17 protein-coding genes and 1 tRNA gene are annotated in these 19,780 nt (G+C 75.5%); 5 read left to right on the top strand and 13 right to left on the bottom strand.

What is annotated here, in order from left to right; genetic code table 11:
- Positions 1-31: 31 nt before the first annotated feature.
- The 10 genes from ACI8AB_RS21745 to argS form a co-directional block, all read right to left on the bottom strand.
- Positions 32-673, bottom strand: a complete 642-nt coding sequence (locus ACI8AB_RS21745; RefSeq protein WP_456951841.1) for an L-threonylcarbamoyladenylate synthase — start codon at positions 671-673, stop codon at positions 32-34.
- A 6-nt stretch (positions 674-679) separates the two neighbouring features.
- Positions 680-1,543, bottom strand: a complete 864-nt coding sequence (gene prmC / locus ACI8AB_RS21750) for a peptide chain release factor N(5)-glutamine methyltransferase (protein WP_456951856.1) — start codon at positions 1,541-1,543, stop codon at positions 680-682.
- Positions 1,540-2,619, bottom strand: a complete 1,080-nt coding sequence (gene prfA, locus ACI8AB_RS21755) for a peptide chain release factor 1 (RefSeq protein ID WP_456951842.1) — start codon at positions 2,617-2,619, stop codon at positions 1,540-1,542. The genes prmC and prfA overlap by 4 nt, the downstream gene beginning before the upstream one ends.
- Before the next feature lie 87 nt (positions 2,620-2,706).
- The gene (gene rpmE, locus ACI8AB_RS21760; RefSeq protein ID WP_387992433.1) at positions 2,707-2,931 is read right to left on the bottom strand and encodes a 50S ribosomal protein L31; all 225 of its coding nucleotides are present in this window, start codon (positions 2,929-2,931) and stop codon (positions 2,707-2,709) included.
- 133 nt (positions 2,932-3,064) lie between these two features.
- A complete protein-coding gene (rho, locus tag ACI8AB_RS21765; RefSeq protein WP_456951843.1) occupies positions 3,065-5,296 on the bottom strand; it encodes a transcription termination factor Rho in 2,232 nt (743 codons plus the stop codon).
- A 242-nt stretch (positions 5,297-5,538) separates the two neighbouring features.
- Positions 5,539-6,453, bottom strand: a complete 915-nt coding sequence (gene thrB, locus ACI8AB_RS21770) for a homoserine kinase (protein ID WP_456951844.1) — start codon at positions 6,451-6,453, stop codon at positions 5,539-5,541.
- A gap of 30 nt (positions 6,454-6,483) precedes the next feature.
- The gene (thrC, locus tag ACI8AB_RS21775; protein WP_456951845.1) at positions 6,484-7,563 is read right to left on the bottom strand and encodes a threonine synthase; all 1,080 of its coding nucleotides are present in this window, start codon (positions 7,561-7,563) and stop codon (positions 6,484-6,486) included.
- Positions 7,560-8,858 carry a homoserine dehydrogenase gene (locus ACI8AB_RS21780; protein ID WP_456951846.1) on the bottom strand — a complete coding sequence of 433 codons (1,299 nt, stop codon included), beginning with the start codon at positions 8,856-8,858 and terminating at the stop codon, positions 7,560-7,562. The genes thrC and ACI8AB_RS21780 overlap by 4 nt, the downstream gene beginning before the upstream one ends.
- A complete protein-coding gene (lysA, locus tag ACI8AB_RS21785) occupies positions 8,855-10,345 on the bottom strand; it encodes a diaminopimelate decarboxylase (protein ID WP_456951847.1) in 1,491 nt (496 codons plus the stop codon). Before lysA ends, ACI8AB_RS21780 begins: the two co-directional genes overlap by 4 nt.
- Positions 10,342-12,003, bottom strand: a complete 1,662-nt coding sequence (gene argS / locus ACI8AB_RS21790) for an arginine--tRNA ligase (protein WP_456951848.1) — start codon at positions 12,001-12,003, stop codon at positions 10,342-10,344. Before argS ends, lysA begins: the two co-directional genes overlap by 4 nt.
- Before the next feature lie 184 nt (positions 12,004-12,187).
- On the opposite strand from argS, the gene ACI8AB_RS21795 reads away from it, so the two are divergent.
- The 3 genes from ACI8AB_RS21795 (at position 12,188) to ACI8AB_RS21805 (ending at position 13,870) form a co-directional block, all read left to right on the top strand.
- On the top strand, positions 12,188-13,042 hold the full coding sequence (locus ACI8AB_RS21795) for a DUF3105 domain-containing protein (RefSeq protein ID WP_456951849.1): 855 nt from the start codon (positions 12,188-12,190) through the stop codon (positions 13,040-13,042).
- Between the two features lie 7 nt (positions 13,043-13,049).
- On the top strand, positions 13,050-13,748 hold the full coding sequence (locus ACI8AB_RS21800) for a DUF305 domain-containing protein (RefSeq protein WP_456951850.1): 699 nt from the start codon (positions 13,050-13,052) through the stop codon (positions 13,746-13,748).
- A 50-nt stretch (positions 13,749-13,798) separates the two neighbouring features.
- A tRNA-Arg gene (locus ACI8AB_RS21805) sits at positions 13,799-13,870 on the top strand.
- Between the two features lie 67 nt (positions 13,871-13,937).
- Here ACI8AB_RS21805 and ACI8AB_RS21810 read toward each other — a convergent pair.
- The 3 genes from ACI8AB_RS21810 to ACI8AB_RS21820 all read right to left on the bottom strand — a co-directional run bounded on the left by ACI8AB_RS21810 (position 13,938) and on the right by ACI8AB_RS21820 (position 17,393).
- Positions 13,938-15,410, bottom strand: a complete 1,473-nt coding sequence (locus ACI8AB_RS21810) for an AAA family ATPase (RefSeq protein WP_456951851.1) — start codon at positions 15,408-15,410, stop codon at positions 13,938-13,940.
- 115 nt (positions 15,411-15,525) lie between these two features.
- Entirely contained in the window at positions 15,526-16,221 is a 696-nt protein-coding gene (locus tag ACI8AB_RS21815; protein WP_456951852.1) for a polysaccharide deacetylase family protein, read from the bottom strand.
- Between the two features lie 155 nt (positions 16,222-16,376).
- A complete protein-coding gene (locus tag ACI8AB_RS21820) occupies positions 16,377-17,393 on the bottom strand; it encodes a LacI family DNA-binding transcriptional regulator (protein WP_456951853.1) in 1,017 nt (338 codons plus the stop codon).
- Positions 17,394-17,560: 167 nt separating this feature from the next.
- Here ACI8AB_RS21820 and ACI8AB_RS21825 point away from each other — a divergent pair, with 167 nt between their 5' ends.
- A complete protein-coding gene (locus ACI8AB_RS21825; RefSeq protein ID WP_456951854.1) occupies positions 17,561-18,712 on the top strand; it encodes an endo-1,4-beta-xylanase in 1,152 nt (383 codons plus the stop codon).
- A 79-nt stretch (positions 18,713-18,791) separates the two neighbouring features.
- Positions 18,792-19,685 (top strand): alpha/beta fold hydrolase, encoded by an 894-nt coding sequence (locus ACI8AB_RS21830; protein ID WP_456951855.1) that lies wholly within the window; start codon positions 18,792-18,794, stop codon positions 19,683-19,685.
- Positions 19,686-19,780: the final 95 nt, after the last annotated feature.

Genomic DNA, 19,780 nt, shown 5'->3' on the forward strand with positions numbered 1-19,780 from the left:
AGCGGGATCCGCAGCCGCCGGCGACGGGGCCCTAGTCCGTGACCTCGGGCACGACCTCGCGCAGCCGCTCGACCGGTACCGCGCCCACCCGCAGCACGCGCGGCACCGGGCCGGTGCAGTCGACGATCGTGCTGGCCGCCGAGCCCGCGCGCGGGCCGCCGTCGAGGACGACCGCGGCGTGCTCGCCGAGCTGCGCGTCCGCCTCCTGGGCGTTCGTGGCGGCGGGCCGGCCGGAGCGGTTGGCGCTGGACACGGCGAGCGGGCCGGTGCGGCGCAGCAGGTCGCGGGCGACGTCGTCGTCGGGGAGGCGGACGGCGACCGTCCCCTCGGCGTCGCCGAGGTCCCAGGCCAGCGACGGCGCGTGCTCGACGACGAGGGTCAGCCCGCCCGGCCAGAAGGCCTCGGCCAGCCGCTGCGCCACCCGGGGCACGCTCATGGTCAGCCCGGCCATCGTCGAGGCCTCCCCGATCAGCACAGGGACCGGCATGGCGCGGCCGCGGTTCTTCGCCGCCAGCAGGCCGGAGACCGCGGCGGGCGAGAACGCGTCGGCGCCGACGCCGTAGACGGTGTCGGTGGGCAGCAGGACCAGCTCGCCGCGGGCGATCGCGGCGGCGGCGGCGTCGAGACCCGCGGCGCGCTGCTCGGGGTCGGTGCAGTCGTAGAGGTCGGCCACGGGCGGTCAGTCTCCCCCAGCCCGGACGGCGGTCGTGAACCGCGGCCTCCCGGCGAGGTCGGGGTGGTCCGCGACGGCGGTGAAGTCGCCGGTGCCGCGCACCAGCGCGGGCAGCGCACTCCCCTGCGCGTCGGCGTGCTCGACACCCAGCCCGCCGCCGGGGCGCAGCAGCCGGGCCGCCGTCGTCAGCAGCCCGCGGACGACGTCGAGTCCGTCCGGGCCGCCCCACAGCGCCAGCGGCGGGTCGTGGTCGGCGACCTCCCGCGGCACCCGCGCGCCGTCGGGGACGTAGGGCGGGTTGGAGACGACGAGGTCGACGGTGCCGTCGAGGTCGCGCAGCAGGCCCGGGTCGGTCATGTCGCCGGCGAGCACGGTGACCGGCCGGTCCCCCGCCGCGGTGCGCAGGCCGGCGTTGTGGCGGGTCCACTCGATCGCCTGCGGGTCGCGCTCGACGGCGGTGACCCGCGCGCCGGGGTGCTCGTGCGCGATCGACAGCGCGATCGCGCCGGACCCGCTGCCCAGGTCGACGACGACCGGCTCGTCGACGCCGGCCAGCCGCGCCAGCGCCCACTCGACGAGCTGCTCGGTCTCGGGGCGGGGCACGAACACGCCGGGGCCGACGGCGAGCTCGAGGTGGCGGAACGGCGCCCGGCCGGTGAGGTGCTGCAGCGGGACGCGGGCGGCCCGCTGGTCGAGCAGCGCGGCGAAGCGGGCGGCGGCGTCGTCGCCGACGTCGTCGCGGGTGAGCAGTGCCGTCCGGGTGGCGCCGAGGACGTGGGCGAGCAGCAGCTCGGCGTCCACGCGGGGCGACTCGACGCCGGCCTCGGCCAGGCGGCGGGCGGCGCCGGCGAGCAGCGCGCGGGTGTTCAGGACCCGGCCGCCAGCAGCTCGGCGGTGTGCGCGCGGGTGAGCGCGTCGATGACCGGGTCGAGCTCGCCGTCGAGGACCTGGTCGAGGTTGTGCGCCTTGAAGCCGACCCGGTGGTCGGAGAGGCGGCTCTCCGGGAAGTTGTAGGTGCGCACCCGCTCGCTGCGGTCGACCGTGCGGACCTGGCTGCGGCGCTGGTCGCTGGCGGTGGCCGCGGCCTCCTCGCGGGCGGCGGCCAGCAGCCGCGAGCGGAGCACCCGCAGCGCCGACTCGCGGTTCTGCAGCTGGCTCTTCTCGTTCTGCGAGCTGACCACGATGCCGGTGGGCAGGTGGGTGATGCGGACGGCGGAGTCGGTGGTGTTCACGCTCTGCCCGCCGGGGCCGGACGAGCGGAAGACGTCGATGCGCAGGTCGTTCGGGTCGACGGTGACGTCGACCTCCTCCGCCTCGGGCAGCACGAGGACGCCGACGGCGGAGGTGTGGATCCGGCCCTGCGACTCGGTGACCGGCACCCGCTGCACCCGGTGGACGCCGCCCTCGAACTTCAGCCGCGACCAGATGCCCTCGTCGGTGCGGGACTTCACCGCGATCGAGACGTCCTTGTAGCCGCCGAGCTCGGCGGGGACGGCGTCGAGGACCTCGGTGGCCCAGCCGCGGCGCTCGGCGTAGCGCAGGTACATGCGCAGCAGGTCGCCGGCGAACAGCGCGGACTCCGCGCCGCCCTCCCCCGCCTTGATCTCGAGGATGACGTCCTTGTCGTCGTCGGGGTCCTTCGGGAGCAGCAGCTCGCGCAGCCGGTCGGTGAGCTCGTCGATGCGGGTCTCGAGGCCGCGGGCCTCCTCGGCGAAGGAGGGGTCCTCGGCGGCCAGCTCGCGGGCGGCGTCGAGGTCGTCGCGGGCGGTGTCGAGCGCGCGGGCGGTCTCCACCACGGGCGCGAGCTGGGCGTAGCGGCGGCCCAGGCGCCGGGCGCGGCCGGCGTCGGCGTGCACCGCGGGGTCGGCGAGCTCGGTCTCCAGCGCGGCGTGCTCCTCGAGCAGCCCGCGCAGCCGGTCGGGCGCGGCGTCGGTCGGGCTGCTCATGGCGTACCTCTCGTGCGGGGTGGAGCGGGGGTGGACACGACGACGGCGCCCGTCCCACGCGAGGTGGGACGGGCGCCGTCGGGGGTGCTACTTGCCGGCGGTGGCGCCGCGCTTGCCGAACCGCTTCTCGAAGCGGGCCACGCGGCCACCGGTGTCGAGGATCCGCTGCTTGCCCGTGTAGAAGGGGTGGCAGGCGGAGCAGGTCTCGACGGTCAGCGTGCCGCCGGGGGCGGTGCTGCGGGTGGTGAAGGTGTTCCCACACCCACAGGTCACCGTGGTGGTGTGGTAGTCGGGGTGGATACCGGACTTCATGATGCGGGCCTCTTCCGGGGACGTCTCGGTGCTGTTGTCGTGAACGCCGGCGGCCGGCCGGTCATTCCAGGCGCGCAGCGGGGCTCGGCCGTCCAGTGTCCCAGACGGCCGGGCCCTGCTGCAGCGGTGGTGCTCAGTCGCGCTCGGGGCCGAGCGTCGTCTTCTGGATCTGCATGAGGAACTCGACGTTGTTGCGCGTCTTGCGCAGCTTGTCGAGCAGCAGCTCCAGCGCCTGCTGCGGCTCGAGCGCGGAGAGCACGCGGCGCAGCTTGATGACGATGGCCAGCTCGTCGGGCGAGAGGAGGATCTCCTCCTTGCGGGTGCCCGACGCGTTGACGTCGACGGCCGGGAAGACCCGCTTGTCCGCCAGCCGGCGGTCGAGCTTGATCTCCGCGTTCCCCGTGCCCTTGAACTCCTCGAAGATGACCGTGTCCATCGTCGAGCCGGTCTCGACCAGCGCCGACGCGAGGATGGTCAGCGAGCCGCCGTTCTCGATGTTGCGGGCGGCCCCGAGGAAGCGCTTGGGCGGGTAGAGCGCCGTCGAGTCGACACCACCGGACAGGATGCGCCCGCTGGCGGGGGCGGCCAGGTTGTAGGCGCGGCCCAGGCGGGTGATCGAGTCCAGCAGGACGACGACGTCGTGGCCCATCTCGACCAGGCGCTTGGCGCGCTCGATCGACAGCTCCGCGACGGTGGTGTGGTCCGACGGCGGCCGGTCGAAGGTCGAGGCGATGACCTCGCCCTTCACCGAGCGCTGCATGTCGGTGACCTCCTCGGGCCGCTCGTCGACGAGGACGACCATGAGGTGGCACTCGGGGTTGTTCGTGGTGATCGCGTTGGCGATCGCCTGCAGCACCATCGTCTTGCCGGCCTTGGGCGGCGACACGATGAGCGCGCGCTGCCCCTTGCCGATCGGCATGACCAGGTCGATGACCCGGGTGGTCAGCTGGTGCGGGTCGGTCTCCAGCCGCAGCCGCTCCTGCGGGTAGAGCGGGGTCAGCTTGGTGAACTCCGGCCGGTTGCGGGCCTGCTCGGGGTCCAGGCCGTTGACCGAGTCGAGGCGGACCAGCGCGTTGTACTTGTCCTTGCGCTCGCCCTCGCGCGGCTGGCGGACCGCGCCGGTGATCGCGTCACCGCGGCGCAGGCCGTGCCGGCGCACCTGGGACAGCGACACGTAGACGTCGTTGGGGCCGGTCAGGTACCCCGAGGTCCGGACGAACGCGTAGTTGTCCAGGACGTCGAGGATGCCGGCGACCGGCAGCAGGACGTCGTCCTCGCTGACCGTCGGCTCGGTGGGCTGGTCGAAGCGGTCCCGGCCGTTGCGGCGGTTGCGGTCCCGGTAGCGGCGGCCGCGGCGGCCGCGGCCGCCCTCGAAGTCGTCGTCGTCCTCGTCGTTGCGGTTGTCCGCGCGGTCGTTCCGGTCGGTGCGGTCGTTCGGCCGGGCGTTGCGGTCGGCGCGCTCGCCGCGGTCGGGGCCGCGCCCGTCGCGCTGGCCGTCGCGCTGGCCCTCGCGGTTGCCGTCGCGCTGCCCGTCCCGGTTGCCGCGCTCGGCGCGGTCGCCGTCGCGGGCATCGCGGCCGTCCCGGTTGCCGTCGCGCTGCCCGTCCCGGTTGCCGCGTTCGGCGCGGTCGCCGTCGCGGGCATCGCGGCCGTCCCGGTTGCGGTTGCGGTCCCGGTTGCGGGCCGGGCGGTCGCCCTCGGCACGGTCGCCGTCGCCGCGGTCGGCGTCACTGCGGTCGGCGTCGCCGCGGTCGCCGTCGGTGCGGTCACCGGCGGGTCGCCCGCCCTCGGTGCGCTCCGCGGGCGGGGCGGCCGGCGGGGCGGCCGGCGGAGCCGCGGCGGGAGCCTCGGCGGCCGGGGCCTCGGCAGCGGGGGCCTCGGCAGCGGGCGCCGCGGCGGCGGGCGCCTCCGCGGTGGGGGCACCGGCCGGGCGGCTGGCGGCACGCCGGCGCCGCGGGGCGCCCTCGGCCGGGGCGTCGGCGGCGGGGGCGGTCACCGGACCGCTGTTGGCGCCCCCGGTGACGGGGGCCTCGACCGGCGTGGCGGTGGCGGCGACGGCGTCGGCGCCCCGCGAGGCCGGGACGTTCGGGGCCGCGTCGGCCGGGGCGCCGGGCGCCGGGACGCTGCCCGGCGTCGCGCCGCCGACCTGGCGGGCGGAGATGGCGGCGACGAGGTCGCCCTTGCGCATCCGGCCGGTGCCGGGGATGCCCAGCTCGGCCGCGAGCCGCTGCAGCTCGGGGAGCAGCATGCCGGCCAGCCCACTGCCGCGGCGGCGGGAGCGGCCCGCCGTGCCGGTGGCCGCAGGTGCCTCGCCCGCAGCGCCCTCGGGGGCGCCGGTGGTGGCGAGGTCGGTGGTTTCGCTCACGTACAGGTCCTTCCCTGCGGTGGCCTGCGCCTACCAGCGCAGGAGGTGACCCGGCGCCGCCCCGTCCATCTGTTCCGGACAGGGGGGACGGCGGATCGAGTGGGTGCGGAGCGGGGATCAGCGTCGACAGGAAGGTCGTCTGCAACGTTCCGCGCGAGGCTCGCCTGAGGGGCGGCTACGCAGCAAGCCTAGGACTCGCCCCACGGACGGGACAACACCGCTGACCAGCGGAGTGTTCCTCGTTACGAAGACGATACCCCAGGCGTCACTCGAACCACGCGGGCGCCGCCGTGGTCCACCTCCAGGGGGTACACCCGCCACCCGTCCGGGGTGATCCCGCTCACCTCGCGCACCGCCGCCGCGTCCCCCGGGACGTCGTCGGGGTGCCGCCGCGCGAGCACGAGGACGCTGGGCCCGGCCCCGGACACGACGGCGGCGTGTCCGGCCGCGCGCAGCCGGTCGACCAGCGCGATCGTGTCCGGCATCGCGGCCGCGCGCTGCCGCTGGTGCAGCCGGTCGTCGGTGGCCTCGAGCAGCATCGCCGGCTCCGCGGTCAGCGCGTGCACCAGCAGTGCGGCGCGGGCGGCGTTGTACGCGGCGTCGGCGTGCGGCACCAGGTCCGGCAGCAGCGTGCGCGCGGTGTGCGTCGACAGGGTCGCCTCCGGCACCAGCACCACCGGCACGACGTCCTCGCCCACCGGCAGCCGGTCGGCCCGCGCGCCCTCGGGCGTCGTCCACGACAGCGTCGCGCCGCCGAGCAGGCAGGCGGCGACGTTGTCCGGGTGACCCTCGAGCTCGTCGGCCAGCCGCAGCACCGCGCCGTCGTCCCGGACGTCGACGTCGGGGCACAGCTCGAACGCGCCGACCACACCGGCGACGACGGCCGCGGCGGACGAGCCCATCCCCCGGCCCTGCGGGATCGCGTTCTCCGCGTGCACGCACAGGCCCGGCGGCGTCCAGCCGAGCCGTTCGCAGGCGGCGCGGAAGGCCCGCACGACCAGGTGCCGCTCGTCGGTGGGCAGCTCCCCCGCGCCGACGCCGGACACCTGGACGGTGAGCCCGGAGTCGGCGACGGCGAACTCGACGACGTCGTGCAGCGTCAGCGCGAGGCCGGCGCAGTCGAACGCCGGACCGAGGTTGGCGCTGGTCGCGGGCACGCGGACCCGCACGGAGGACCGAGTGGCCACTCAGAGACCCAGCTGCGCGGCGGCCGCGGCGGCGTCCACCGGCACGGTGACCGGGGCGGGCGCACCGGAGATGGCCCACTCCGGGTCCTTGAGCCCGTTGCCGGTGACGGTGCACACGACGCGCTGCTCCGGCTCCAGGTCCCCGGCCGCGGCCACCTTGAGCAGCCCGGCGACCGACGCGGCGGAGGCGGGCTCGACGAAGACCGCCTCGCTGCGGGCGAGCAGCCGGTAGGCGGCGAGGATCTCGCGGTCGGTGACGGCGTCGATGCGGCCGCCGGACTCGTCGCGGGCGGCCAGCGCCTTGGTCCACGACGCCGGGTTGCCGATGCGGATCGCCGTCGCGATGGTGCTCGGGTTCTCCACCACCTGGCCGGTCACGATGGGCGCGGCGCCGGCGGCCTGGAAGCCGAACATCCGCGGCCGCCTCGTGGCCGGGCCGTCGGACTCGTACTCGCGATAGCCCTGCCAGTAGGCGGTGATGTTGCCGGCGTTGCCGACCGGCAGGCAGTGCACGTCGGGGGCGTCGCCGAGGACGTCGACGACCTCGAAGGACGCGGTCTTCTGCCCCTCGATGCGGTACTGGTTGACGCTGTTGACCAGGCTGACCGGGTAGTCGATCGCCAGCTTGCTGGCCAGCGCGAGGCAGTCGTCGAAGTTGCCCTCGACCTGCAGCAGCTTGGCGCCGTGCACCAGCGCCTGGGCCAGCTTGCCGAGCGCGATCTTCCCCTGCGGCACGAGGACGGCGCAGACCATCCCGGCGCGCGCGGCGTAGGCGGCGGCGCTGGCGCTGGTGTTGCCGGTGGACGCGCAGATGACCGCCCGCGAGCCCTCCTCGAGCGCCTTGGTGATGGCCATGGTCATGCCGCGGTCCTTGAACGACCCGGTCGGGTTCGCGCCCTCGACCTTGAGGAACACCTCGCAGCCGGTGCGCCGGGACAGCTCGACGGCGGGCACCAGCGGGGTGGCGCCCTCGTGCAGGGTGACCACCGGCGTCGTGGCACTGACCGGCAGCCGCGACCGGTAGGCCTCGATCAGCCCGGGCCAGACCGGCGAGACGGCACCGCGCAGCGTCCCCGTCATGACAGACCCTCCACCCTCAGCACGCTGGTGACCCCGCGGACCGCGGGGACCTCCCGGAGCGCGGCGATCGTCGCCGACAGCGCCGCGTCGGGGGCGCTGTGCGTGACGATGACCAGTGTGGCGGCGTCGCCGTGCCCGTCCTGGCGGACGGTGGCGATGCTCACGCCGTGCTCGGCGAAGGCGGTCGCGACGGTCGCCAGCACACCGGGGACGTCGGCCACGTCGAGGCTGACGTGGTACCGGGTGGGCGTCTCGGCGATCGGCCGGGCCGGCAGGTCGGCGTAGGCGGTCGGCCCGGCACCGGCGGCGCCGGCCACCCGGTTGCGGGCGACGGCGACCAGGTCGCCGAGCACGGCGCTCGCGGTGGGCTCGCCGCCGGCGCCCTGCCCGTAGAACATGAGCTGCCCGGCGGCCTCGGCCTCGACGAAGACGGCGTTGAACGCCCCGCCGACGGCGGCCAGCGGGTGCGACGTCGGGATCATCGCCGGGTGCACGCGGACGGCGACCGACTCGCCCTCCCCGTCCCCGTCGGCCGGCACCCGCTCGCAGATGGCCAGCAGCTTCACCGTGCAGCCGATCTCGGCGGCGCGGGCGACGTCGGTGGCGGTGACCGACGAGATGCCCTCGCGGTGCACGTCGGCGGCGGTGACCGCGGTGTGGAACCCGAGCGACGCGAGGATGGCGGCCTTCGCGGCGGCGTCGAAGCCGTCGACGTCGGCGGTCGGGTCGGCCTCGGCGTAGCCGAGCTCGGTGGCCTCGGCCAGCGCCTCGGCGAAGCCGTGCCCGGTCTCGGCCATCCGGGACAGGATGTAGTTGGTCGTGCCGTTGACGATGCCGACCACGCGCCGGATCTGGTCGCCGGCCAGCGACTCGCGCAGCGGCCGCAGCAGCGGGATGGCCCCGGCCACCGCCGCCTCGTAGTAGAGGTCGACGCCGGCCTTGGCCGCGGCGGCGTGCAGCGCGACGCCGTCCTCGGCCAGCAGCGCCTTGTTCGCGCTGACCACCGACTTGCCGGCCTCGATCGCCGCCTGGATCAGCGTGCGGGCCGGCTCGATCCCCCCGATGACCTCGACGACCAGGTCGACGTCGTCGCGGGTGACCAGGCCGAGCGCGTCGGTGGTGAGCAGACCGGCGGGCACGTCGGGGTGCCGGTCGGGCCGGCGGACGGCGACCCCGGCGACCTGCACGGGGCGCCCGACGCGGGCGGTGAGGTCGGCGGCCTGCTCGTCGACCAGGCGCAGCACCGCGCTGCCGACGGTGCCGCAGCCGAGCAGGGCGACCTTGAGCGGTTTCACGAGCGGGCTCCCACCGGGTGCTCGGGCGCGGGCTGGTCGATCGCCGGGGACGGGGCGGGCACCGCGACCAGCACCGCGTCCAGGGCGAACACGTCGGACAGTGTCTGACGCCGCACGATCTCGGTGGCGGCGCCGTCCCGCACGGCCACCACCGGCGGCTTGAGCAGGTAGTTGTAGTTGCTGGCCATCGACCAGCAGTACGCGCCGGTGGCGGCGACGGCGAGCAGGTCGCCGGGCTGCACGTCCGAGGGCAGCCACAGGTCGCGCACCAGCACGTCGCCGCTCTCGCAGTGCTTGCCGACGACGCGGCACAGCGCCGGCGGGGCGTCGGAGGTGCGGTTGGCCAGCACGCAGGTGTAGCTCGCGTCGTAGAGCGCGGTGCGGATGTTGTCGCTCATCCCGCCGTCGACGGAGACGTAGTTGCGCACCTGCGGCCCGCCGTGGCCGCCGCCGCCCAGCCGGACCGGCTTGATCGTGCCGATCTCGTACAGCGTGACCGTGCCGGGCCCGGCGATCGCGCGGCCGGGCTCGACGGCCAGCCGCGGCACCGGCAGGTCCAGCGCGGCGCACTCGGCGGCGACGACGGTGCGCAGCCGGCGGGCGACGTCGGCGGGGGGAACCGGGTCGTCGTCGGACAGGTAGGCGATGCCGAACCCGCCGCCGAGGTTCAGCTCCCCCAGCACCTCGCCGGTGGCCTGGTGCACCTGCCCCATCAGCCCGACGACGCGGTGCGCGGCGGCCTCGAAGCCGGCGGTGTCGAAGATCTGCGAGCCGATGTGGCTGTGCAGCCCGGACAGGTGCAGCGCGGGCTCGCGGATGACCCGCACGGCCGCGGTCAGCGCGTCGCCGGTGGCCAGCGAGAAGCCGAACTTCTGGTCCTCGTGGGCGGTGGCGATGAACTCGTGGGTGTGTGCCTCGATGCCGACCGTGGTGCGCACCAGCACCGGCACCGGGCTGCCGCCGGCGGCGACCCGCGCCTCGGCCATGGGCACCAGCCGGTCGATCTCGTCGAAGGAGTCGAGCACGACGTGGCCGATGCCGGAGTCGACGGCCAGCTGCAGCTCGACCAGCGACTTGTTGTTGCCGTGCAGCGCGATCCGCTCGGCGGGGAAGCCGGCGGCCAGCGCGACGGCGAGCTCGTTGCCGCTGCAGGCGTCCAGGTGCAGGCCGTCGTCGGCGATCCAGCGTGCCACCTGGCCGCAGAGGAAGGCCTTGGAGGCGTAGTGCACGTCGGCGCCGTCGAAGGCGGCCGCGAAGTCGGCGGCGCGGCCGCGGAAGTCCTCCTCGTCGAGGACGAACAGCGGGGTGCCGTGGGTGCGGGCGAGCTCGGTGACCGGCCTGCCGCCCACGTGGAGCTCGCCGTCGACCCGGCGGGCCGTGCGCGGCCAGACCTGCGGGTCGAGCGCGCCGAGGTCGGCCGGGGGCATCCCGGCCGAGGGCTCCGGGGCGAAGGCGCCGTGGAGCGGCCCCGCCGGGTGGGCCCTCACATCCGCTCCGGAGCGGAGACGCCGAGCACGCCGAGGCCGTTGCGCAGCACCACCGCGGTGGCCGCGCACAGCCACAGCCGCGCCGTGGTCAGCGGCGTCGCCTCCTCGTCGCCGCGGGGCAGGACCCGGCAGGCGTCGTAGAAGCGGTGGTAGGTGCCGGCCAGCTCCTCGAGGTAGCGGGCCACCCGGTGCGGCGCGCGCAGCTCGGCCGCCGAGGACACCACCCGCGGGAACTCGCCGATCGCCCGGAGCAGGTCGTTCTCCCGCTCGTGGGCCAGCAGCGCGGGGTCGACGCCGTCCGCCTCCCCCAGCGCGAGGCCGAGGTCGGTGGCGTTGCGCAGCACCGAGGAGATCCGGGCGTGCGCGTACTGGACGTAGAAGACCGGGTTGTCGCTGGTGCGCCGGCTCCACAGCTCGACGTCGATGTCGATGGTCTGGTCCACCGAGGCGCGGGCCAGGGCGTACCGGGCGGCGTCGACGCCGATCGCGTCGGTGAGGTCGGAGAGCAGCACGATCGTGCCCGCCCGCTTGCTCATCCGGACCGGCTCGCCGTCGCGCAGCAGGTTGACCAGCTGGCCGATGAGGATCTCGAGGTGGGTGTCGGGGTCGTCGCCGGTGGCGGCCACCAGCGCCCTGTACCGGCCGACGTAGCCGGAGTGGTCGGCGCCGAGCATGATCACGACCCGGTCGAAGCCGCGGGATCGCTTGTCCAGGTAGTAGGCGCAGTCGGAGGCGAAGTACGTCGTCTCGCCGTCGGCCTTGACCAGCACGCGGTCCTTGTCGTCGCCGAAGTCGGTGGTGCGCAGCCACACCGCGCCGTCGGACTCGTAGACGTGCCCCTGCTCCCGCAGCCGGGCCAGGGCCTTGTCCACCGCGCCGGTGTCGTACAGCGACCTCTCGGAGAACCAGACGTCGAAGTCGACGCCGAAGCCCTCCATCGACCGGCGGATCTCGTCGAGCATCAGCGCGACGCCGCGGTCGCGGAAGGTCTGCCGCTGCGCGTCGTCGTCGCGGTCGAGGGCGTCGGGCACCTCGGCGACGACGGCGGCGGCGATGTCGGCGATGTAGGCGCCGCCGTAGCCGTCCTCGGGCACCGGCTCGCCCTTCGCGGCGGCCTGCAGGCTGCGCGCGAAGCGGTCGATCTGGGCGCCGGCGTCGTTGATGTAGTACTCGCGGGTCACGTCGGCGCCGCTGGCCTGCAGCAGCCGGCCGATCGCGTCGCCGACGGCGGCCCACCGGCTGCCGCCGATGTGCACCGGGCCGGTGGGGTTGGCGGAGACGAACTCCAGGTTCAGCCGCTGCCCGGCCAGCGCGGTGGTCCGGCCGTAGGCCGCCCCCGCGGCGACCGCCTGCACGGCGATCCGCCCCAGCGCGCCCTGCGCGAGGGTGACGTTGAGGAAGCCGGGGCCGGCGACGTCGACCCGGCCGACGCCCGGCTGCGCGCGCAGCTCCTCGGCCAGCAGGTCGGCCACCGCGCGCGGCGGCATGCCGGCGGGCTTGGCCAGGCGCAGGGCGACGTTGGTCGCGTAGTCGCCGTGCTCGGGGTTCCTGGGACGCTCGACGAGGACGTCGTCGGGGACGGCGACGGCGAGCGTGCCGCGCTCGACGACCGCCGCGACCGCGGTCCGGACGAGGTCGCGCAGCTGCTCGGGTGTCACTGCGTCATCGTAGGCAGCGGCCGCGACCCGGCTCCCCGCCGCACCCGAGTTGCCAGGGGGCGCACAGGTGCGCGACCTAGACTCGCGTGCCAGGAGGCAGGCGGGAGGCCTGCCGCGCCGGCGCGCACCCATGCTGCGCCACGACCGGCGGACGCACCACTCGACGAGCACTGAGGAGAAGCACGTGGCCAAGGACCGCAAGCCCGAGGCCGGCCGCGCCGGAGGCGGGTCGAGCCGGTCCGGGTCCGGTGCCCGTCCGGTGTCGACGGCCAAGTCGTCGGGCGGCGGGTCGTCGGCCCGCCCGCCCGCCGGCCGGAACGGGGGCCGCGGGCGCACCCGCCCGCCGACGCAGGTCGTGACGCAGCAGCGGCCGTGGGGCCTGATCGCCGCCGCCGTCGCCGTCGTGGTGTTCGCCGCCGCGGCCATCACCTACGCCGTCGTGCAGGTGCGGCAGTCCGACGCCGAGCGGATCGACGCCCTCGACGAGATCTCCGGCATCCAGAGCTTCGACTACGCCGCCGGCCAGGAGCACGTGACCACCCCGGTCGAGTACGAGCAGACGCCGCCGGTCGGCGGGCCGCACGACGGCGAGTGGGCCGACTGCACCGGTACCGTCTACGACGTCGACATCCGGCACGAGAACGCCGTCCACTCGCTGGAGCACGGCGCCGTGTGGATCGCCTACGACCCGGACGAGGTCTCCGGCGCCGACGTCGAGAAGCTCGCCGAGCTGGTCGACGGCGTCTCCGGCCGGCTGCTGTCGCCCTACGCCAGCCTCGACTCCGCGGTCAGCCTGCAGTCCTGGAACCACCAGCTGAAGGTCGACTCCGTCGACGACCCGCGGATCGAGCAGTTCGCCGACTTCCTCACCTTCAACTCCGAGGTCGAGGGCGCCTACCCCGAGGTCGGGGCCAGCTGCGAGAACCCGACCTTCATCAGCGACCCGCTCGTCACCGGCGAGGGCAGCCGCGGCACGGAGGCCATGACCACCGACGCCCCGACGACGCCGACCGCGGCCGCCGGGTCCCCCACGGAGTGAGCCCGCGATGACCGCCACCGCCACCCGCCCCGGGCAGGAGACCCCCGCGCCGGCGCCCCGCCCGCGCGGCCGCGGCCTGCGGGCCGCGCTCCTGGCCGTGATCGCCGTCGCGCTGGTCGCGCTCGGCGGCGGGCTGGCGGTGGGGCTCGGCATCGGGCAGGAGGCGACGCCGACGGCGGACTCCGTCGACGCCGGCTTCTCGCGGGACATGGCGGTGCACCACCGGCAGGGCGTGGAGATGGCCAACCTGGCCCTCGAGCGCAGCACCGACCCCGAGATCCGCCGGATCGCCTTCGACATCTCCAGCACCCAGACCAACCAGGCCGGGCAGATGGAGGGCTGGCTCGCGCTGTGGGGCCTCCCCCGCTCCGGCGGTGGGCACATGGCGTGGATGGGCGGCGGGCACGCCTCGCACGACACGTCCTCGACGTCCGGCTCCGGCGCGCTGATGCCCGGCATGGCCACCGAGGACGAGCTGGCGGCCCTGCGGTCGCTGTCGGGCACGGCGTTCGACGTGGAGTTCCTCCGGCTGATGATCCGCCACCACCAGGGCGGCTTCGACATGGCGCAGTACGCCGCGGGGAACGCCGCCGAGCCGGCCGTGCGGAGGCTGGCCCGCTCCATCGCCGAGACGCAGACCGCCGAGGTGACGACGATGGTCGGCATGCTGACCGCCCGGGGCGGGACGCCGCTGCCGGCGCCCTGACCCGCCGCCGGGACGGGCGGGGAGGGCTGGTAACTTCTCTCCTGCCCCGAGCCCCCGTAGCTCAGGGGATAGAGCACCGCCCTCCGGAGGCGGGTGCGCAGGTTCGAATCCTGCCGGGGGCACACACCGACCCACCGAGCACGGCCCGGACGGTCTCCCGTCCGGGCCGTCCTGCGTCCCGGCCCGCGGTCAGCGCGCGCGGAAGGGGCGGTAGCCGCCCCCGTACGGGACCGGCGCCGGGCCGGGCCACGCCCCGTCGCCGTCGGTCACCGCCCCCTCGGCCCCCACGCCGAGCAGGGTGCGGGTGACCTGCTGGGTGGAGTCCAGCAGGTCGTCGAGGGCCCGGTCGAGGTGCTCCGCGGTGACCGCGACGACCGGGTCCTGCTCGTGCAGCGCCTCGAGCACGGCGCGGCGCAGCAGCTCCTTGAGGAACGACGCCGTCACGCCCTCGCTGCGGTCGACGGCGCGCGTCACGTCGTCGTCGGTCAGCCGCAGCGGCACCGCCCGGCCGTAGAGGAGCAGCAGCCGCCGGCGGGCCGCGGCGTCGGGGAGGTCGACCTGCACGGCGACGTCGACGCGGCCCGGCCGGGCGGCCAGCGCCGGCTCCAGCAGGTCGGCCCGGTTCGTGGTCAGGACGAACAGCAGGTCGGCGTCGGGCGCCGCGCCGTCCATCGCGTCGAGCAGGTCGAACAGCACGGGGCTGCCGCCGGGACCGAAGGAGCGGTCGGCGGCCACGAGGTCGACGTCCTCGAGCACCACCACGGCCGGCTGCAGCTCGCGGGCGAGCTCGGTGACCGAGCCGACGACGCCGAGCGAGCGCCCGGTGAGCAGCAGCCGGGTGTAGTCGCCCATGCGGCCGAGCAGGTAGCGCACGGTGTGCGTCTTGCCGGTGCCGGGCGGGCCGTAGAGCAGCAGCCCGCGCTTGAGGTGCTGGCCGGCGGCGCGCAGGCCGGCACGGTGCCCGGCCACTCCCAGCGCGTGCCGCTCGACGCGGTCGAGGACCGCCGCGGGCAGCACGACGTCGTCGCGCGTGAGGTCCGGCGGGTCGAGGAAGGTGAGCGCGACCTGGCCGGACGGCGTCGGGGTCACCTCCACCAGCCGGCCCCGGTAGACGTTCAGCTCGCGGCGCAGCCGGTCGAGCTCGGCCAGGACGGCCTGCGCCCGCTGCACCGGCAGGCCGGCCACCTCGACGCTCATCGTCGGCCGGTGCTCCCCCGCCTCCTGCACCAGGAGGACGTAGCGGCCGTCGTTGTCGGTGACGAGCAGCAGCGCCAGGCGCAGGCAGGCCAGCGTCGACCCCGGGCCGTTCGGGAGGTCGACCACCGCGGGCGCGCTCAGCCGCACCGGGGGCAGCGCCTCGCCGGTCATCAGCTGCTGCAGGTCGATGCCGACGTAGTGGGGCGGGAGGACGACGCCGCGCACCTCCACGGAGCGCCCGGGCGCGGCGCTCCACGCGTCGAGCGCGGTCTGCAGGTTGACGTGCTCGAAGGCCGGCAGCTCCCGGGCGACGACCGACTGGCCGAGGCCGGCGGGGCCGAGCGTCCCCTGCACCAGCGCGACGACCTCGTTGCCCGCCGCGGGACCCGACAGCTGCAGCCAGTCGAGCAGGGACCGCAGCCCCGCGGCGAACTCCCTGACCTCGTCCTCCGACGCTCCCGCCACCGCGACCCCGCTCCCCTCGACCCACGTGGCGGCGGAGCGTAGCGATCGCCGGCCCGGCGTGTCGCCGGGGAACCCGGGGCCGGCCCCGCCCGCGTGGCGGGGCCGGCTCCCGCGCTCAGGCGGTCTTCGCCGGGCGGTCGAAGCGCCAGCCCTGCTCCCGCAGCAGCGGGACCAGCCGGTCGACGGCGTCGACGGTCTGGCTGCGGTCGCCGCCGCCGTCGTGCATCAGGACGACGGCGCCCGGGGTCACCCCGTCCACGACGCGGCGGACCAGCTCGTCGGTGCCCGGCGGCTCCCAGTCGCCGACGGCCAGCGCCCAGCCCAGCGGCTGCATGCCCAGCTCCGCCGCGACCTCCGGCGTCTGCCCCCAGCTGCCGTAGGGGGCGCGGAAGAACGGGATGTGCGCGCCGGGCACCGCCTCGCGGATGACCGCGGACGTGGCCTCGAGGTCGGCGCGGATCTGCTCGGGCGTCCAGGACGACATGTCGTCGTGGTGCATCGTGTGGTTGCACAGCGTGTGGCCGTCGCGGGCGATGGCCCGCGCGATCTCGGGGTGCTCGCGCACGTGGTCGCCCCACAGGCAGAACGTCGCCTTCACGTGGTGCTCGCGCAGGACGGCGAGCAGGTCCAGCGTGTCGTCCGGATCCGGCCCGTCGTCGAAGGTCAGGGCGACCGACCGGTCGTCGTGCCGGGTCGTCGTCACGACCTCGGCGGTGGGCTGCCCGGCCTGCGCCGGCGGCGCGGCGGCCAGGAGGAGGCCGGCCGTGAGGGCGGGGACGGCGAGGCGGGCCAGGCGGGCGGAACGGCGCACGGGGGCTCCTGTCGACGATCGGCGGGGCGGCTCACTTCCGGGAACTTCCGGAACAAGCGCGGCCGAGCGTGGCAGCCGTCACAGCCGAGGGCAAGCGCGGACCGGCGCCGGAGGGCGTCCCGCGAGGTCGGGACGGCGAGTCGCGGCGGGTCGGGTCAGCGCGGGGCGGCGGTGCTGTCGCGCACGGCGAGCCGGGTGGCCAGCTCGACCTTCGGCCCCTCCAGCCGCTCGCCGTTGACCAGCCGCAGCACGGTGCGGACGGCCAGCTCCCCCATCTGCCCGAGGGGCTGGTGCACCGTGGTCAGCGGGGGCGAGGACCACGCGGCCTGCGGCAGGTCGTCGAAGCCGACGACGCTCACGTCGTCGGGGACCCGCAGCCCGCGCCGGCGCACCGCCTCGTAGACGCCGAGTGCCATCTGGTCGCTGGCGGCGAACACGGCGGTCGGCGGGTCGGCCAGCTCGAGCAGCTGGGCGGCGGCCCGGGCGCCGGAGGCGTAGTCGAACTCGCCGGGGACGACCAGCCGCGGGTCCGCCGCCAGGCCGGCGTCGTCCAGCGCGGCCCGGTACCCGTCGAGCCGGGCGCGGGTGCACCACAGCCCCGGCCGGCCGGCGACGTGGGCGATCCGCCGGTGGCCGAGCGCGGTGAGGTGCTCGGTGGCGGCGACCCCGCCGGCCCAGTTGGTCGCGCCGATCGTGGGGACGTCGAGGTCGGGCAGGCCGGCCGGGTCGACGACGACCGCCGGCAGGTGCAGCCCGCGCAACTCGCTGTGCAGGTCCGGGTCGAGCGCGGTGGTGACCAGGATGACGCCGTCGCTGGCCCGCGCCCGGACGTTGTCCAGCCACAGCCGGGTGGAGCTGCGCCGCCGGTGCACGGCGGAGACGACGGTGCCCACCCCGGCGGCGTGCGCCGCCTGCTCGACGCCGCGGATGACCTCCAGCGCCCACGGGCTGTCGAGGTCGTCGAAGACGAGGTCGACCAGGCCCGCCCGCTCCTCCCGGTGCGGGCCGCGGCGCTGGTAGCCGTGTTCGCGCAGCAGCCGCTCCACCCGCTCCCGGGTGTGGGGCGCGACGTCGGAGCGGTGGTTGAGCACCCGGGAGACGGTGGGCACGGACACGCCGGCCTTCGCGGCGATCTCGGAGATCGTCACGGCATGGCGCTGGGTGTCCGTCACGTCCCCTCCTCCGGGCCGGCGGCCAGCCTACGGCGGTCACCGAGCACGCACCGACTCTCCGGGCACCCCACCCCCCTTGCGAGGGACCGCACAAGTTCCGGTAACTTCCGGAAGTGACGCGGGCCACAGGGCCGTGCCCGCGCACCGGACGTCCTTGGAGGGACACCGTGAAGCGAGTTCTCCGACTGGCCGCCGCCACGTGCGCCGCCTCTGCCCTGCTGTCCACCGGCGCCCAGGCCTGGGCCGCGCCGGCGGGCGGGGGCACCGGCACCGCTCCCGGCTACGACAAGCAGGACACCCTGCGCCGCCTCGCGCCGCAGGACCTCGTGATCGGCAGCGCCGTCGCCGGCGGCGGGCACCACGCGGACATGCCCTACCCCGACCCCTTCCCCAACGACCAGCAGTACCGCGAGGTCCTCGCCGAGGAGTTCAGCTCGCTGTCGCCCGAGAACCAGATGAAGTGGGAGTTCCTGCGCCCGCAGCGGGACGTGTGGAACTTCGGGCCGGCCGACGCGATCGTCGCCTTCGCCCGCGAGAACCACCAGGTGGTGCGCGGCCACACGCTGCTGTGGCACAGCCAGAACCCCGCGTGGCTGGAGCAGGGCGACTTCTCGCCCGAGGAGCTGCGCGAGATCCTGCGCGAGCACATCCAGACGGTGGTCGGCCGCTACGCCGGCCAGATCCAGCAGTGGGACGTGGCGAACGAGATCTTCACCGACCAGGGCCAGCTGCGGACGGAGGAGAACATCTGGATCCGCGAGCTGGGCCCGGGGATCATCGCCGACGCCTTCCGCTGGGCGCACGAGGCCGACCCGAAGGCGAAGCTGTTCTTCAACGACTACGGCGTGGAGAGCGTCAACGCCAAGAGCAACGCGTACCACACGCTCATCCAGCAGCTGCAGGCCGAGGGCGTGCCCGTCGACGGGTTCTCGGTGCAGGGGCACCTGAGCATCCAGTACGGCTTCCCCGGCGACCTGCAGCGGAACCTGCAGCGGTTCGACGACCTCGGCCTGGAGACCGCCGTCACCGAGCTCGACGTCCGCATGGTGCTGCCGCCCGGCGGCGAGCCCACCGCCGAGCAGCTGCAGAAGCAGGCCGACTACTACGGCCGGACGCTGGAGGCCTGCCTCGCCGTCGAGGACTGCAACTCCTTCACCCTCTGGGGCTTCACCGACAAGTACTCCTGGGTGCCGGTGTTCTTCCCCGCCGAGGGCGAGGCCACGGTCATGGACGAGGACTTCGTCCCGAAGCCGGCCTACACCCGGCTCCAGGAGGAGCTGGCCGAGGCCCGGCCCGGCCGGCAGGTCACCGAGCGCTGACCGTCCCGCCCGTCGCGCCGCCCGGCACCGGATCCGTCCGGTGCCGGGCGGTCGCGCGTCCGGGGTTAGCGTGCGGAGCATGGAGCACACCGGGGTGCAGACCACCCGCGCCGGCGACGTCGAGCTGGCCTACGAGACCTTCGGCTCGCCCGGGGACCCGCCGCTGCTGCTGGTCATGGGACTGGCCACGCAGATGATCGGCTGGCCCGACGAGTTCTGCCGGATGCTGGCCGCGCGCGGCCTGTACGTCGTCCGGTTCGACAACCGGGACATCGGACTGTCCACCCACCTCGACGACGCCGGGGCGCCCGACGTCCTCGCCGTCATGGGCGGCGACCACTCGGGGGTGCCCTACCGCCTCGCCGACATGGCCGACGACACCGCCGCCCTCCTCGACGCGCTGGGCATCGACAGCGCCCACGTCGTCGGCGCCTCGATGGGCGGGATGATCGCCCAGACGCTGGCCGTCCGGCACCCGGACCGGGTCCGCAGCCTCACCTCGATCATGTCGACCACGGGCGACCCCGCCGTCGGCGCGCCCGCCGAGGCCGCCATCGGCGTCCTGCTCGCCCCGCCGGCCACCGACCGGGAGAGCGCCGTGCAGCGTGCGGTCGACACCTACCGGGTCATCGGCTCCCCCGGCTTCGAGTTCGACGAGCACGGGCTGCGGGAACGGGCCGGGCTGTCGTTCGACCGCGCCCACAACCCCGCCGGCGTCGCCCGCCAGCTGGCCGCGATCCTGGCCAGCCCCGACCGCACCGCCGACCTCGCGCGGGTCGCCGTCCCCACCCTCGTCGTCCACGGCGAGCACGACGCGTTGATCGACGCGTCCGGCGGCCGGGCGACGGCGGCGGCGATCCCCGGTGCCGAGCTGCTCGTCGTCGACGGGATGGGCCACGACCTGCCGCGCGAGGTGTGGCCGCAGCTGGTCGACCGGATCACCGCGCTCGCCGCCCGCGCCGACGGCCGCTGAGCGCGACCGGGGCCCCGCCCCGGGGGGGCCGCGGGTCCGCCGTCAGCTGGTGTGCATGCGCCCCACCACCCGGATGGATGTCCCCCTGAACTAGC

This window comes from Geodermatophilus sp. SYSU D00698, from assembly GCF_054050335.1.

Bases quoted from the DNA above. Each gene is read 5' to 3' on its own strand.
- prfA (WP_456951842.1), bottom strand. From the start codon at position 2,619: ATGAGCAGCCCGACCGACGCCGCGCCCGACCGGCTGCGCGGGCTGCTC.
- rpmE (WP_387992433.1), bottom strand. From the start codon at position 2,931: ATGAAGTCCGGTATCCACCCCGACTACCACACCACCACGGTGACCTGT.
- thrC (WP_456951845.1), bottom strand. From the start codon at position 7,563: ATGACGGGGACGCTGCGCGGTGCCGTCTCGCCGGTCTGGCCCGGGCTG.
- ACI8AB_RS21800 (WP_456951850.1), top strand. From the start codon at position 13,050: ATGACCGCCACCGCCACCCGCCCCGGGCAGGAGACCCCCGCGCCGGCG.
- ACI8AB_RS21830 (WP_456951855.1), top strand. From the start codon at position 18,792: ATGGAGCACACCGGGGTGCAGACCACCCGCGCCGGCGACGTCGAGCTG.